The following is a 16,106-nucleotide window of genomic DNA, read 5'->3' as shown; positions in this document are numbered from 1 at the left end:
GAGGGGTTTGCGCAAATTCTAACGCCGCTTGCCCTGATGGCGGATGTTCGTTGGGCGACCGCGTCGCTTGATCTCGCGCACAGGCTTGCGCCCACCACGCGGAGGTTGCGCCGCGCCTTTCCCCTCGGGCATCTCGAAGCGTAGCGCGCCCGACACCGGGTTCGCTTCCGCAAGCCGTAGCTCCAGCGTCTGGCCCTGCGCAAAGACGTCGCCACTATGCTCGCCGGTCAGCGTCCGCGCGCCCTCGTCGAAGCGGAAATATTCGCCGCCCAGATCGCGCACCGGCATCAGGCCGTCTCCACCGATTCCCTCGACTGTCGCGAAGAAGCCGAAGTTGGTGACGCCGGTGATCCGCACGTCCATCACCTGCCCGACGCGCTCCGACAGGAACGCCGCGACATAGCGATCGGTGGTGTCGCGCTCGGCCTCCATCGCACGACGTTCAAGCCGGCTGATGATCTCGCCGACTGACTCCATGTTGGCCGCATCGTCCGCTGGCAACCCGCCCTCGCCAAGCCCATAGGCGGACACCAGCGAGCGGTGGACGAGCAGATCGGCATAGCGCCGGATCGGCGATGTAAAATGCGCATAGCTGCCGAGGCTAAGGCCGAAATGCCCGTGATTGCCGGGCGCGTAATAGGCCTGGGTCTGGGTACGCAGGATCTGCTCCATTACCTGCGGACGGAAATCAGCGTCACCGATCCGCTCGATGATATGGTTGAACGTTGCTGGCCGCACGACCTGCCCGAGCGCGAACGGCACGTCGAACGTCTCGAGATACTCCTTGAGCGCCGCCAGCTTCTCACGGCTGGGCGGTTCGTGAATGCGGTACATCACCGGCGCCTTCTTCGCTTCCAGCGCCTTGGCGGCGGCGACGTTGGCGGCGATCATGTAATCTTCGATCAGCCGGTGCGAGTCGAGGCGCTCACGTGGGGAAACGGACATGATCCGCCCCTGCTCGTCGAGCACCACGCGACGCTCCGGCAAATCGAGATCGAGCGGCGCCCGCGCATCCCGCGCCTTGGCCAGCGCATGCCAGCAAGCCCAGAGCGGCTGCAATACGCTCAGCATATCGCCGCGCTCGTCCTCCATCGGCGATGCGGCGTCGATGATCGCCTGCGCTTCCTCATACGCAAGGTTCGCCGCGATCCGCACCACCGCGCGCGTAAAGCGCCACGACTTGAGCGAGCCATCCTTGCCGATCCGCAAATGGCACGCGAGCGCGGCACGGTCGGCACCCTCCTTCAGCGAACACACCTCCGCCGACAGGATTTCCGGCAGCATCGGCACGACGCGGTCGGGAAAATACACCGAGTTGCCGCGCCGCCGAGCCTCGCGGTCGACCTCGGACTTCGGTCGAACGTAGAAGCTGACGTCCGCGATTGCGACGATCGCCTTCCACCCGCCGGCATTCGCGGGATCGTCGTCCGCTTCCGCCCAGACGGCGTCGTCGTGATCGCGCGCATCTTCTGGGTCTATCGCGACGATCGGCAGGTTGCGCAGATCTTCACGCCCCTCCCCCAACGGCAGCTTCGAGACCCGCTCCGCTTCGTCGAGCGCTTCCTGCGAGAAAACATCGGGAATACCGAGCTTGTGGATTGCGATCAGCGAGAAACTACGTGCTGCGAACGGATCGCCGAGCTTCTGCACGACACGGGCGGCGATCTTGGGCGGCTTGCCCGCAAGTTCCGCCAGCACGAGATCGCCCGGCGCCGCACCGCCCGCATCCGCCACCGCGAACTCACGCCGTTCGCGCTTGTCGACACCCGTCAGCCAGAGGCGTCCGGCCTCTTCGCGCAACACGCCGAGCACCTGCTCGGATGCCGGCGCAAGCACCTTCATCGGATGCGCGATCCAGCCGTTCCCAGCCTCCTCCGTTCGCGCAAGAATTCGCTCACCGACCCCAAGCGCACCACGCTTGCGTTCGCGCACGCGCAACCGCGGCGGTGGCACACCTTCCGCCTCCCAGCGCTCGGGAACCGCCCAGACGTTGCCGCCGTCGTCGACGTCCGCGATCCGCAGCACCGTCACCTTCGGGATGCCGCCCATCTTGTGGAACGCGCGGCCAGGCGCGCTGTCGATCAGCCCCTCATCGGCCATGTCCTTGAGCAAAGCCTTGAGCCCGATCTTGTCCTGCGCGCTGAGCCCGAAGCCCTTGGCGATCTCGCGCTTGCCTGCGGGCACGTCGGAAGTGGCGATGAAGTCGAGGATCTGCTCGCGCGTCGGAAGACCGGCTTTTGGTTTGTACATGGTACAGAGATAGTCGGTAGGCCCGCCATTACCAAACGGCTAAGCTACGGGCATGACGCAAAGTTACGACATCCTCATCGTCGGCGGCGGCATCAACGGCGCCGCGATCGCCCGCGAGGCGGCACTGAACGGCTTGTCGGTCCTGCTCGTCGAGAAGGGCGACCTCGCCGGCGCGACCTCGTCGGCCTCGACCAAGCTGATCCACGGCGGACTGCGCTATCTCGAATATTACGACTTCAAGCTCGTCGCCGAGGCGCTGCGGGAGCGCGAACGCCTGGTGAAGGCCGCGCCGCACATCATCCGCCCGATGCGCTTCGTCCTGCCGCACGAGAATGCGGTACGGCCCTGGTGGATGGTCCGTCTCGGCCTGTACCTCTACGATTGGCTTGGCGGCCGGATGACATTGAAACGCTCTCGCGGCCTGCGCAGGAGCGACGCCGCCTACACCGCACCGCTAAAGAACGGCGCGCGCGGCTTTGTCTATTCCGACGCATTCGTCGATGATTCCCGCCTTACCGTGCTGAACGCGATGGACGCGCACGCCAACGGCGCGGAGATCGCGGTTCGCACCGAACTCGTCACCGCTCGCCGTGACGGCGCACTATGGCGCGCAACCCTATCGGACAGCCGCGACGTCACCGCGCGCGCACTCGTCAACGCTGCCGGCCCGTGGGTCGCCGAATTGCTGGGCCGGCTCGGCATCAATGCCAGCGCCGGCGTCCGGTTGGTCAAGGGCAGCCACATCGTCGTGCCCCGACTGTACGAAGGCGACCACGCCTATATCCTGCAACTCGCCGACCGCCGCATCGTCTTCGCGATCCCGTATCAGGGCCAGACCGAGATCGGCACGACCGACATTCCCGTCGACCGGCCCGAAGACGCGGTAATCGACGCGGGCGAGATCGCGTATCTCTGCGACGCCGCGAACCAGCACTTCACGCGTCAGATCACCCCTGCCGACGTCACCTCGACGTGGTCCGGCGTGCGCCCGCTCTACGACGACGGCGCCAGCGAGGCGAAGGCGGTCACGCGCGACTATGTCCTCGAATTCGACACGCTCGGCGATACGGGCGCGGCGCCTCTGTTGTCCGTGTTCGGCGGCAAGATCACGACTGCGCGCCATCTCGCCGAGGAAGCGCTCGCAAAGATTGCCCCCGCGCTGGGTACGACCGTCCGCCAGATCACTCGCGACCGTGCTTTCCCTGGGGGCGCCATCCCACCTTTTGCCACCTATCTCGCGCAGGTCCGCGCGCGATGGCCGTTTCTCGGCAATGCCCGAAGCGAACGGATGGCGCATGCTTACGGGGCTTTACTCGACGGCATGCTCGCGGGTGTCACCGACGCAGCAGGCCTCGGCGCGGACCTTGGCGGTGGCCTGACCGAGATCGAAGCACGCTGGATGCACGATCGCGAATGGGCGAGGATACCCGAAGATGCATTGATGCGTCGTAGCAAGATCGGACTGACCTTGGATCAGGCGGAGACGGACGCATTCGGGACATGGTGGACCACGACATTCCCCTCGTGAGCGTAGGGACTTGCATGTTTTAGGATTGAGCATATCCTCGCGGCATATCCATCGAGGAAACCTCCAATGGCCACATACCCGGACCTCCAAACCGATCCCGAAGACAAGAACCTAGTGATCCTGCAAAGCCTGATCTGTCTGTTGCGCGAGAAGAATATCCTGTCGCGCGCGGACATCGAGGAGCTTTGCGACACGGTGAAACGCCGCGCGAGCGATCATGCGAGCGATCCGCTTCCCTGCCAGATGAACGGCGCACAAGCAGCCGCTACCGAAGTTGCGCAGATTGGCGATTATATCGGCCGCAAGTACGGCGGAAAGCACCGCCGCTCGATCTGAGTCCATGCGCGAGTTGGACGGCGAAATGGTCGTATTGCGCGGTTTGCGTTGAAGGAAGTGTGGATCTGACGAACCAAGCTGGAACGTTAGCCTCGCAATGCCGAGGGCAGCACGGCTTGGTCTGTAACCCTCGGCGTTGACCTCTGATGGAGAGCGACCCGCGAGATGCAGCGACGCGATAGTCTGCTGTTCTCGATTCTAGTACCCGAAGGGCCGTAGGATGAGAGCGGTTGCTGAAGAACCGTTCGACGCCGTGGTTGTAGGGGTCGCTACGTCACTTCACCAAAAGTGCTGATTGCCGCCGCCGTTACTACCGTTACGCGCGCATTTCCAAGAAGCAGTCGGTGCAGCCACCATCGTCGCTCTCTATCCCGGTGTCGGCCACCGCCGTCCCGGTAAGTCTGCGATAGCTAACTGTCGACGTGATAGGCTCCATGAACTGGCCCCCGTCTCACGCCAAAATTGTGGCCTTACTCCTAGTAGCGCTCCCTCTCTCGAGGGCGCTGTTCGTCGGAGTTAATCGCCCCGCGCCATTCAAGGTCGCGAGGCGCGTAGGCCACCGACCGGTGCACTAACAAACGAAGTATCAACGAGGCGCAAAGCAGGCGAGCAGTCGCTAGCGCGATTGCTGCGTGCCTCGCCCTCGCTCTACCGCTTCGCGATCAGCTCGCGACGAAGCACGTCTCGCCGGCTACGCGCAACCGACCGCAGATATCCGCCGCCTGATTCGCGCTGCCCGCGTTCACGCGGAGACGATACAGGGTACGGCCACCGGCTGCGACCGGCTGGACCGACTTCCCTAGCGCGCCGACATACGCGAACCGCTTCGAGAAGTTCGCCCAGGCGGCGTTGGCGACGGCCTCGCTGGGATAGGCACCAAGCTGAACCAGCGACCCACCGGTAGCCGTGCCAGTACCATTGGGCTTCGATGGCGCCAGGGGTGCCGCAGCAACCAGTCGACCACCCGAGGCCGGAACCTGCGCGACCGCATTGCGACCCGCGGCGTCATCGGGCTTAGCCGCAACCGCACGCTTGCCTGCAACCGGTGCTTCCGGCACGCCGCGCAGGTCGATCGCGCCGTTGCCCGATTTGCCCGCGCTGGTCGCGATCGCCGAGTCGCCCTCGCCCTTGACCTTCAGGCCACCGGCGTCGTCGGGCTTGACCTTGTAGTCGCCCTCCTGCGCGGCGATCATCTGGCCGTCGCCGGTCGGCGCGCGCTGCTGCAGCTTGTAGATACCGAAGATGATCGCGGCGAGCACCGCCAGGCCGAGCACGACCAGCGCGATGACGCGGCCGATGCCGACCGTATCCTGCTCGTCCGGCTCGACGGTTTCGAGCCAGGGGAGCCGGTCTTCCTCACGCAGATCCATGTCTTCGGCCATTACTTCATCTCCGAAACCGCTTCGACACCCATGATGGCGAGGCCATTATGAATAATCTGCCCTATAGCGGACGCCAAGAAAAGCCGTGCCGCGGTGGCCTGCGGATCCTCGACGACCAGGAAGCGACGATCGGGGCGATCGTTGCCGACATTCCACAGCGCATGGAAGGCCGCGGCCAAGTCGTAGAGATAGAACGCAATTCTATGCGGCTCGCGCGCCGTCGACGCGATCTCGACAAGCCGCGGGAACTGCGCCGCGAGCTGTACGAGCGCCAGTTCGTCCGTATCAAGCCGGGACAAATCGGCAGACATCGGCGTAATTCCCGCCTCTGCCGCGCGCCGATGCAGCGATGCGATCCGCGCATGCGCGTACTGGACGTAGAAAACCGGGTTGTCCTTCGACGCCTCGACCACCTTGGCGAAGTCGAAATCCATCTGCGCATCCGACCGCCGCGTCAGCATCGTGAAGCGCACGACATCCTTGCCGACCTCGCGCACGACGTCGGCCAGCGTGACGAAATTGCCCGACCGCTTCGACATCTTGACCGGCTCGCCGTTGCGCAACAGCCGAACCATCTGGACGAGCTTGACGTCGAACCGCGTCTTGCCGCCGGTCAGCGCCGCCACTGCCGCGACGATCCGCTTGACCGTGCCGCCATGATCCGCCCCCCAGATGTCGATCAGCTGGTCGGCGCTCTGGCTCTTCTGGAAATGATAGGCGAGATCGGCGCCGAAATAGGTCCAGGACCCGTTCGACTTCTTGATCGGGCGATCCTGGTCGTCGCCGAACTGCGACGAGCGGAACAGCGGCAGCTCGACCGGCTCCCAATCGTCGGGCGTCTCGCCCTTCGGCGCCTCGAGCACGCCGTCATAGACCAGGTCGCGCGCACGCAGTTCCGCCTCGGCCGCTTCCGGCTTCTTCGCAGCCTGAAGTTCGGCCTCGGATGCGAACACCTCGTGTTCGATCCCAAGCAGCGCAAGGTCGGCGCGGATCATCACCATCATCGCCGCGACCGCCTGCGTCCGGAAGATCGCCAGCCACTCGCTCTCGGGCGCGCCGACATAGCGGTCGCCGAACTCCTTCGCGAGCGACTGGCCGACGGGGACGAGATAGTCGCCCGGATACAGGCCCTCGGGGATCTCGACGGTCTCGCCGAGCGCTTCGCGGTAACGGAGGTGGACGGACCGCGCGAGCACGTCGACCTGCCCGCCGGCATCGTTGACGTAATATTCGCGGATCACCTTTTGACCGGCGAACTCCAGCAGGCTGGCGAGCGCATCGCCGACCACCGCGCCGCGGCAATGGCCCATGTGCATCGGGCCCGTCGGGTTGGCCGACACATACTCGATGTTGACCGTGATCCCGTCGCCCTGCTTCGACCGGCCATAGTCGGCACCAGCCTCGGGGATCGCGGCCAGTTCGGCGCGCCAGGCGTCGTCGGTCAGCTTCATGTTGATGAAGCCAGGGCCCGCCACGCTCGCCGAAGCGACGTCCTCGAGCTTCGACAGTTCGGCGACCAGCGCATCGGCGAGAACGCGCGGATTGGTCTTGGCAGGCTTGGCGAGGACCATCGCGGCGTTGGTTGCGAGATCGCCGTGGCTGCTGTCGCGCGGCGGTTCGACCGTGACGTTCTTGCGATCGAGACCAGCCGGCAGCGTTCCCGCTTCGGTCAGGGTGTCGAGCGCCGCATCAATATGCGCGGCGAAACGGGTGTAGAGCGTCATGGCAGTCCCGGTACGTCAAGGAAACGCGCGCTCTAGACCATCGCGGCGCGGCGCTCAATTTTAATCCCGTCGGAGGGGCGGCCGCCAGCACCGCCCGGCTAGATCCGCCACATCGGAAAGCCATCCCCGTTCCCCCGCGGACGCGGGGCCCCAGCTAAACCACGATCACCGCCCGAGATCCTGTGCCCCCGCGTTCGCGAGGGAACAGAAGTGGCGTCAGGCAGTAGGAAAGGATCTCAGACCCGCACCAACCCCTCGATCGCCGCGGTCTTCGCGCTCGCAGGAAACAGCGCGGCCATCGCCCGCTCCGGCTCGACGCCAAAATGCGACGAGACCGCTCCGCCGATAAACGCATCGAGCTGCATCGTCGGCTTCAAATCGCGTGCCTCGTACAGCGCAGCAGGGGCGAGGCTCGGCCAATCCGACACCACCCTGCCCCCCTTCACGGCGCCGCCAAACAGCATCGCAGACGTGCCCGTCCCGTGATCCGTCCCCCCGGTGCCATTGACCGCGACGGTCCGTCCGAACTCGGTCGCGACCAGCACCATCGTGTCTGCCCATAATGGCCCGAGCCCCGCCTGCAACGACGCGACCATCGCATCGAGGCCCTTCAACTGCGCGGTGAGGCGGCCACGCTGGCCGGTGTGCGTGTCCCAGCCGCCGGTCTCGATCATCGCGATCCGCGCGCCGGTGTCGGGCTTGAGCAACCGCGCGGCGAGCGCACCGGTCGCGGCGGCATTACGCCCGCCGTCCTGCGCGAGATCGCTGGTGAGTTGCCGTGTCGCCATCGCCTCGTTCCACAAGCCGTGGAGTTGCTGGTCGCCCTCGTACAGCATCGCCACGCGTTGCAGCAGGTCGTCGGACGCGTCGGGCAAGCTCGACGGCGCATAAGACGCCACCTCGCGCCGCCCTCGCAACGCCATCGGCACGGTCGCCGCGACCGCAATCGCACGTGCCTCGTCCGCAGGCAGCACGCCAAGCAGCCGGTTCAGCCAGCCGTCGCGGACCTGATACGCACTCGCGCCCCCCGTCTCGAGCACGTTCTGGCCGTCAAAATGCGAGCGATCCCGGTAGGGCGAGGCGATCGCGTGCGCGAACAACGCCTGGCCTTGCGTGTAGAGCCCGGCACTCGCGGTCATCGCCGGATGCAGCGTGAACATGCCGTCGAGCTTGGCGCCCGTCGCAAAGTCCGCCGCGAGATCGCCACGCACGCCTGCAAACGCCGGGTCGCCGACCGCCCCGATCGTCCCGAGACCATCGGCCGCGCCGCGCTGGATGATGAACACGAACCTTTTGTCGGTCGCCGCACGCGCGAAGGCGATGCGCGGTGCAAAGGCCGACGCCAGCACGCCGAGCGTACCGGTCGAGAGGAAGGAACGACGGTCAAGCATGACTATCTCCGCAGCGATTCTGGAGCGACGAGCAACAGCGCGAGCGCCTGTGCCGGGCTTTCCGCGCGCGACAGACCCTGCGCGGTAGTGGGGCTGAGCGAGGCAGGAAACAGCCTCGGCGCCAACGCTCGCGCATCGACCGGTCCGGCGCGCGCCGCGAACCGCTCCGCCGCCTCGACCCGTCGCATGATCGCATCGGGCCCGGCCCAGGCTGCGGCGACGTCGTCATACCCGATCGGCTGCCCCGGCTGCCAGATCGGCTGGCCGAGCTGGTTCATCATCCCCACCGTGACGCCGGGCTGGACCGTCGTCGTGCCGAGCGCGCGCTGGGTCGAGACATACCATTCCCAGGGCGACTTGAACTTCACCGGCCGGGTCACCCAAGCCTCGGGCGACGCAACCAGCGCGCGGTACACCGTCGGCAGGTCACCGCCCGATTTCAGGAACGCCGTCTTTAGCCGTGCGACCATCGCCGGGGGCGGCGCATCGCCGGCAAAATGCCGCGCGAGCTTGGTCGCCATGTGCGTCGCGGTCGCCGGGTGGACGGCCAGGTCGGAGAGCACCGCCTGCGCCTGCGCCTCCCCCGCCGCGGGATAGAGCTTGCCCATCACGGTGCGATCGCCGGGCTGATGAACGTCGTCGAGAAACAGGAACGCGCCCGCGCGCGAGTCGTCCTGCATGCGCGCGCCGGGACCACGACCGATCCCCGCGACCGTCCAGCCGGTCATCGCGCGCGCGAACTCGGTGACGTCGGCCTGACTGTAACCGCTGCGGACGCCGAGCGTGTGCAACTCCATGATCTCGCGCGCGAGATTTTCGTTCAGCCCGGTGCGGCGTCTGGTCTTCCGAACGGCGAACGCACTGTCCGGGCCGATCGACACCGCCTGATCGAGATACAGCAGCATCGCCGGATGGCGCTCGACCGCGTTCAGCATGTCGGCGAACTTGCCGAGCACATGCGGGCGGATCGCCTCGAACTCCATCGGCCCGGCAAGCGCCATCACCTCGAACTTCTCCGTCGAGACCGCGAAATGGTTCGCCCAGAAATGCACGAGACGCTCGACGAACGGTACGTCGCCGGTCAGCGCCGCCATCGTCCGCGCCGCGACCGCCGCGCCATAATCGTTGCGGCTCTGCTTGCCGATGACTTGTCGCGCTTCCTGTCGTGCGGCCGCGCCTGGATCGATCGCCCCCGGCGCCATGGGGGCCTGAGCCATGCTTGAGGGTGCAACGCCCGGCGACACGGGTGCGGGGCTCATCGCGCCGGACATCGTTGGAGCGGCGACCACGGGTTTCCCGTCCATGCCGATCGCGGCTTTCGGCGTGCGCGGACCGAATTGCGCCCTGATCGCCTTTTCCTGCGCATAATAAGCGACGAGACCTGTTGAGATGCCCGCCGTCGTAGGCGCGCTCGAGATGACAGGTGGCCGCGGCTCGAACCGTTCGCACTGCGCTAGCACCCACTTCGCCGGATCGCCGACGATAGCATCACCCGGCCTCGCGCCGAGGCCGAACCGATTGAGCGCGATACTGGAAGCAGACACGACATTTCTCCTTCGCGTTCGAGTGTACGCGGCAATTGTCGTGGAAGTATGTCACCCGCCGCGCTGGTCGCATGCAGGGGGCCGTTCATCGTTGCAGTTGATGCAATCGCGACGGATCGGTTTGCAATTGCAACTCATGCTGCACCGCAATATTTCACTGACTCGAGAGTTGGGTGAAAGACCTGATCCGGCTCGACGCACTTCGGGAGATACGATCATGCGCACGACCATCAAGATCATCGCAGCAGCAGCGGCCGCCCTCACCTCGACGATCGGCATGGCCGCCGACGGCAAGCAGAGCTTCGTCCATGAGGGCAGCACGTACGTCTATACCTCGACGCAGGACCATGGCCGCCAGGTCATCGACGGCCGTCGCTATCCGTCGGGCCAGAAGTTCCACCTGATCGTTCGCGGTGACCGCGTATCGGGTGTCTCGGCCGGCGTCCCGGTCGCGTTCAAGACCAACGAAGCCAACGGCGCGGCTGGCGGGATCGCTTCGGTCACGCGCTGAGCCGACTGGGTTTTAGTGATTGCAGCGGCGGTCGGACTTCGGTCCGGCCGCCGTTTTGCGTTTGGTGCGATTTACTGTTTCGATCCTCCCCCGCCAGGGGGAGGTGGCTGGCACTTGCCGGACGGAGGGGGAGGTAAGCGCCGACATCGGTTGCGCGTCCTCCCCCTCCGTCACCTTCGGCGCCACCTCCCCCTGGCGGGGGAGGATCAGTCGCTCAGAACCCCTCGGGCAAGTCGATCGGGCCGACCAGTTCGCGGTAGCGCGATACCGCATACCGATCCGTCATCCCTGCGATGAAGTCCGCGATATGCCGGCTGCGATGGGGGTCTTCGGTCGGCAGCCGTTCGCGCCATTCCTCGGGGATCGTCGCCGGATCGTCACGGTACACCGCGATCAGCCCCGACACGATCCCATGCGCCGCATCCGCCGCCGCGAGCTGGCGCGGGTGGTGATAGAGGTTGGCGTACATGAACCGCTTCAGGTCGCGCTCCGCCTCGCGCATTTCGGGCGAGAAGCCCACCAGGCACTGCCCCGCATCGCGGACGTCGTCGACGCTGGTGACGCCGCTCGCCGCGATCCGCTGGCGCGTCTCGGCGATCAGGTCGTTGACCATCGTCCCGATCTGCGTGCGGACGAGCTCGCCGACCAGGCGCTTCGGGTCGATATCTGGGAAGCGCCGCCGCACGTCGTCCCAGCCGCGCGTGACCAGCGGTACGGCGAGCATCTGGTCGAGCGTCAGCAGCCCTGCGCGCAGGCCATCGTCGATGTCGTGATTGTCGTAGGCGATATCGTCGGCGATCGCCGCGACCTGCGCTTCGAGGCTCGAGAAACTGGTCAGAGCGAGTGGGTATTCCGCGTCCGCCGTCGCCAGCGCCCAGCCCGGATGCCGCACCGGGCCGTTATGCTTGGCGAGGCCTTCGAGCGTTTCCCATGTCAGGTTCAGCCCGTTCCACAACGGGTAAGGCCGCTCGATCGTCATCAACGTGCGCAGCGTGTGGCCGTTGTGATCGAAGCCGCCTTGGCCGGTCAGCGCCGCCTTCAGCGCATCCTCGCCGGCATGGCCGAACGGCGGATGGCCGATGTCGTGTGCTAGACAGAGCGCCTCGGTCAGGTCCTCGTTCAGCGCCAGCGTCCGCGCGATCGTACGGCCGATCTGCGCGACCTCAAGGCTGTGCGTCAGGCGGACGCGGAAATGATCGCCATCGGGCGCCATGAACACCTGCGTCTTGTGGCGCAGACGACGGAAGCTGATCGAGTGGATGATGCGGTCGCGGTCGCGCTGGAAGGCGTCGCGCGGCCCGCGCGTGGACCCGTTCTGTTCCTCGTGAAGCCGTCCTTTGCTGCGCGCCGGGTCCGATGCCCAGGGCGCGCGGTAGCTCACTTGGCCGGCAGCTTCGTGATGATTTCGCCCGGATCGCTGGTGAAGGTGAACGTCGGGACGCCTTCCTTGGCGAGCTGATTGACGAACGTGCGTGCCTCGGCATCGGTCTTGAACGGGCCGGCGAGCACGCGGTTGGTCGCCTTCCACGGCGCAGTCCAGCCGCCGCGAGCGCCGAACACGGTCGGGGCCTTGGCCTTCGCCTTCTTCCACGCCTTGGGCAGATCGCCCTCGGTCGCGCCGGTCGACACCTGAACCCAGGTCCGCGCAGGATTGGCACGCGCAATCCGCTTTTCCTCGGCCGCAGCCTTGTCGGCGGCAAGCTTCTCGGCGGCGGCGGCCTTCTTCTCGGCAAGCGCCTTCTTGTCGGCGATCGCCTTTTTCGCCGCGGCCTTCTTGTCGAGCGCCGCCTTCTTGTCGGCGGCGAGCTTGTCCGCAGCCAGCGTCTTCGCCGCGATCGCCTTGGCTGCAGCGTCGCGCTCGGTCTTGGCCTTTGCCTCGGCGAGCACACGCTCGGAGTCATCGGAGACCGGGATAGCGGCGGGGGTCACGACCGGCGCGGGATGCATCGGCGCGACGTCGAGCTCGGACGCGGGGATCGACAGGCCCGCGACGATCCGCGCGAGGATCGAGTCCTCGCTCGCGGCGACCGCGTGGGTGCGTGGCGACGATGTGGCGGCTACCGGCGCGGGCGTGGACGAACTGGTGAAACCGGGCGCCGGCGTCTCGGCGCTGGCACTCTGCGTTGGGGCGACCTGCTGAACAGGTGCCTGCTGTATCGGAGTCGGTAGCGGCGAAACCGACGGCGCCGCTGCTGCCGACGCTGCGAGCGCATTCGCCGCGCGGGTCGGATCGAGTTTTGCCTGTCCCAGCGGGATCGCCGCCATCTGCGTGGCTACGCTCTGCGGAAGCGTTCCCGTCGTCGATGGCGCCGGGACGGTACGAGCGACAGACGATGGGCTAGGCTGGATAGTGGCCGAGACTACCGAGTTCGTTTCCGCAGCCGGATTGGTACGAATGCCCTGAGCCACAACGTTCGGTGCTGAATAGCTTGGTTGCGAAGGCTGAACGGTCCGCGCCGGAAGCGGCTGGACCGTCTGCATCGGCGCTGCTGCGAGCTGGACGGGGGCGGCGTCCGGGGTCCGAGCTGGAACCGTGGTGAGCGTACGCGGCGCGGTGATCGTCGGCGGGACCGGTGCCGACGTCGTCACGGGTACTGGTGTTGACGACGGTCGAGTCACCGCTGCCATCTGGACTCGATCGCGGCTCGACCGGCGATCGCGTTTGTCCTTCTTGCCGGTGCTTGCCGTGACCACCGGCTGTGGCGTTACGGCTGCCATCATTACCGGCGCGGTCGGATCTGCGGCTAGAATGCCCAACGGTGGCGCCATCCGTGCATCCGCGAGGCGGGCTGGCGTCGCATGGACCTCACCGAAATGGACCGCGAAGGCGCGGTCGCTTGCCGGTAGGTTGGGCAGGCGTTGAAAGAAGGGTTGCAGGCCTTGCGCGGTGCCCGATGGCATCATCGTGGTCGCGATCTTCTCGGCCCCGGCGACATCCCCGTTCATCGCGAGGATGAAGGCGCGGGATCGCCATGCGCCGCGATCGCTCTTCAGCAGAAGCGGATTGAGCTGCTGGACCGCCAGTTCGGGCTTGCCCGAGATACCGAGCGACAACGCATAGCGCCGCGTCGTCTCGTCGTCGGGGGCATCGCGGAGTGCCACGCGGTAGTCGCGCTGTGCCCGATCCTGCTGGCCGATCAGGTCGTAGGCGAGGCCGCGGTCGGCGGCGAAGTTGCGCGGATCGAGGCCGAGGCCCTCCGCCTGCGCATAATAGCGAAGCGCTTCGCCCGGACGCTCGGACCGGACGAGGATCGACGCCATTCCCGCCTTCGCTCGACCGTCGCGCGGGTTCACTTTTTCGGCGCGCGCGAACAATGCCGCGGCACCGCTGAGATCGCCAAGGCCCATCGACAGATCGCCCGCCTTGATCAGCGCGTCGATGTTGCGCGGGTTGCTCGCGAGCTGGCGCATCACGTCGCCAAGCTTGTCCGCGTCGGTGGTGCCGGGGATCGCCTGCACGACGGCTTGCGCGGACGCGACAGCTGGCACGGCCGCGAGCACGAGGGCCAGCGCAGCGGTCAGGAGATGATGGGAGGACCGGGTCATGAGGATCATCTGTCTAGACGCCAGCCCGACCGAACCGGCAATGTCTTGCACGCATGCGCGCGGCGAACTGGGCTGGAGCGACGACGAATGCAGGGTTTTGCGTACGCAAGCGCGGTAGCCCTGGTTGGCATGCCCTCACCCTTCGCCGCCTCTGGCGTGTCCCCCTCTCCCGATGGGAGAGGGGAGGTCAGGGCTGGATCGTGCAAGATATTGATAAGTCGAGATGTTCCCGACTTACTGGTTGTTCTGACGATGCAGGAAGCGGGGGATGTCGAGCGGGTCCTGGGGAGCCGCTTCGCCGTCTTCCTTCGCAGCACCGCGTGCCGCATTCGACATGCGCTCGAACAACGTACCGCCAAGCTTCACGCGCGGTGCAGCCGGAACCGCCTCGGGGGCAGCCTCAGCGCCTGGAGCTAGCCAGCGGCGACGTGCACCACCTTCGTCCGCAGCCGGCGTCGGCACCGGAACAGCCGGCGCGACCGGCGCGCGAGCCGCCGGTACGGACGATGCCGACGCCGGACGCGCGATCGGACCGCGGCCGTAGGGCTCTTCGCCGTAGGTGCGCGGGGCGGGTGCCGGCTGCGGCGCAGGAGCAACCGGCGCAGGCGCGGCCTGCGGCACGATCGTCTCGGTACCGAGCACGAGTTCGTCATTCGACTTGGACGACGACGGCTCGACTTCCGACGACGCGTTCAGGTCGAGCGGCTCTTCGTCGGCGGACGACGCGGCGGGTGCAGCCGACGACGCGGCAGGCTCGCTCGGACGGAACGAGGTGTTCTCGTCGGTCTTGCGCGATCCGAAGCTGAACGAGCGGGTCGGCTCGGGCGCAACTTCCGGAGGGCGCGCATCGGCGTCGATCCCGGTCGCGACGACCGAGACGCGAATCTTGCCTTCGAGCTCCTGGTTGAACGCCGAACCCCAGATGATGTTGGCATCGGGATCGACCAGGTCGCGGATATGATTCGCGGCTTCGTCGACTTCGAGCAGACGCATGTCGTCGCCGCCGGTGATCGAGATGATGACGCCCTTCGCGCCGCGCATGCTGACGCCTTCAAGCAACGGGTTCGAGATCGCCTTCTGAGCAGCCTCAAGCGCGCGGTTGTCGCCGCTAGCCTCGCCGGTGCCCATCATCGCCTTGCCCATCTCTTGCATCACCGAGCGGACGTCGGCGAAATCGAGGTTGATGAGGCCCGGCATCACCATCAGGTCGGTGATGCTGCGGACGCCCTGCTGGAGCACCTCGTCCGCCATCGTGAACGCTTCCTTGAAGGTCGTGTTCGCGTTGGCGATGAGGAACAGATTCTGGTTCGGGATGACGATCAGCGTGTCGACATACTTCTGCAGCTCGTCGATGCCGCCCTCGGCCGACTTGGCGCGACGGTTGCCCTCGAACGCGAACGGCTTGGTCACCACGCCCACGGTCAGGATGCCCATGTCGCGCGCCGCCTTGGCGATGACCGGTGCCGCGCCCGTACCCGTACCGCCGCCCATGCCGGCGGTGATGAAGCACATGTGCGCGCCTTCGAGCATCTTGGCGAGCTGATCGATCGTCTCTTCGGCGGCTGCGCGACCGATCTCGGGACGCGAGCCGGCGCCGAGACCCTGTGTGATCTTGGTGCCGAGCTGGATCCGCTGCGGTGCGGTCGACTGCTTCAACGCCTGCGCGTCGGTGTTCGCCACAAGGAAGTCGACGCCCTGGACGTCGGCCCGCATCATGTTGGCGATCGCGTTGCCGCCCGCGCCGCCGACGCCGATCACCGCGATGCGGGGGGCCAGATCGTCCACTTCGGGACTAAGGAATTCGATGCTCATCGCCGTTCTCCGCACAACCCGGTAGATACGCTACGGCCGGGCCCCTGATTAATCTGTGTGCACCAACGTCACGGCCTGTTCC

General features: G+C 66.4%; 11 protein-coding genes. 3 read left to right on the top strand and 8 right to left on the bottom strand.

Annotated features, from left to right (window positions below; all coding sequences use genetic code 11):
- Positions 1–18: 18 nt before the first annotated feature.
- Positions 19–2,250: a ribonuclease R gene (gene rnr, locus AC59GX_RS03625; protein WP_426280945.1), complete on the bottom strand. Its 2,232-nt coding sequence runs from the start codon at positions 2,248–2,250 to the stop codon at positions 19–21.
- A gap of 52 nt (positions 2,251–2,302) precedes the next feature.
- On the opposite strand from rnr, the gene glpD reads away from it, so the two are divergent.
- The gene (gene glpD / locus AC59GX_RS03620) at positions 2,303–3,778 is read left to right on the top strand and encodes a glycerol-3-phosphate dehydrogenase (protein ID WP_426280946.1); all 1,476 of its coding nucleotides are present in this window, start codon (positions 2,303–2,305) and stop codon (positions 3,776–3,778) included.
- Positions 3,779–3,844: 66 nt separating this feature from the next.
- The gene (locus AC59GX_RS03615) at positions 3,845–4,114 is read left to right on the top strand and encodes a hypothetical protein (protein WP_426280947.1); all 270 of its coding nucleotides are present in this window, start codon (positions 3,845–3,847) and stop codon (positions 4,112–4,114) included.
- 662 nt (positions 4,115–4,776) lie between these two features.
- Here the strand turns inward: AC59GX_RS03615 and AC59GX_RS03610 are convergent.
- From AC59GX_RS03610 to AC59GX_RS03595, 4 genes are all read right to left on the bottom strand, one after another.
- Positions 4,777–5,496, bottom strand: coding sequence for an SPOR domain-containing protein (locus AC59GX_RS03610; protein WP_426280948.1), 720 nt, complete (start codon positions 5,494–5,496; stop codon positions 4,777–4,779).
- Positions 5,496–7,220, bottom strand: coding sequence for an arginine--tRNA ligase (gene argS, locus AC59GX_RS03605; RefSeq protein ID WP_497300830.1), 1,725 nt, complete (start codon positions 7,218–7,220; stop codon positions 5,496–5,498). The genes AC59GX_RS03610 and argS overlap by 1 nt, the downstream gene beginning before the upstream one ends.
- 236 nt (positions 7,221–7,456) lie before the next feature.
- Positions 7,457–8,611 (bottom strand): DUF1501 domain-containing protein, encoded by a 1,155-nt coding sequence (locus AC59GX_RS03600; protein ID WP_426280950.1) that lies wholly within the window; start codon positions 8,609–8,611, stop codon positions 7,457–7,459.
- Between the two features lie 2 nt (positions 8,612–8,613).
- Entirely contained in the window at positions 8,614–10,155 is a 1,542-nt protein-coding gene (locus AC59GX_RS03595) for a DUF1800 domain-containing protein (protein ID WP_426280952.1), read from the bottom strand.
- 217 nt (positions 10,156–10,372) lie between these two features.
- Between AC59GX_RS03595 and AC59GX_RS03590 the strand changes: the two genes are divergently transcribed.
- Positions 10,373–10,666 (top strand): hypothetical protein, encoded by a 294-nt coding sequence (locus tag AC59GX_RS03590; RefSeq protein ID WP_056486630.1) that lies wholly within the window; start codon positions 10,373–10,375, stop codon positions 10,664–10,666.
- A gap of 214 nt (positions 10,667–10,880) precedes the next feature.
- Here AC59GX_RS03590 and AC59GX_RS03585 read toward each other — a convergent pair whose 3' ends face one another.
- The 3 genes from AC59GX_RS03585 to ftsZ form a co-directional block, all read right to left on the bottom strand.
- Positions 10,881–12,047 carry a deoxyguanosinetriphosphate triphosphohydrolase gene (locus AC59GX_RS03585; RefSeq protein WP_426280953.1) on the bottom strand — a complete coding sequence of 389 codons (1,167 nt, stop codon included), beginning with the start codon at positions 12,045–12,047 and terminating at the stop codon, positions 10,881–10,883.
- A complete protein-coding gene (locus AC59GX_RS03580; protein WP_426280955.1) occupies positions 12,044–14,212 on the bottom strand; it encodes a tetratricopeptide repeat protein in 2,169 nt (722 codons plus the stop codon). Before AC59GX_RS03580 ends, AC59GX_RS03585 begins: the two co-directional genes overlap by 4 nt.
- A gap of 234 nt (positions 14,213–14,446) precedes the next feature.
- The gene (gene ftsZ, locus AC59GX_RS03575) at positions 14,447–16,024 is read right to left on the bottom strand and encodes a cell division protein FtsZ (protein ID WP_426280956.1); all 1,578 of its coding nucleotides are present in this window, start codon (positions 16,022–16,024) and stop codon (positions 14,447–14,449) included.
- Positions 16,025–16,106 lie beyond the last annotated feature (82 nt).

The organism is Sphingomonas sp. 320_CC (assembly GCF_059691795.1).
The sequence above is the reverse complement of the archived record's forward strand: the minus strand, read 5'-3'. Positions and strand labels throughout refer to the sequence as shown.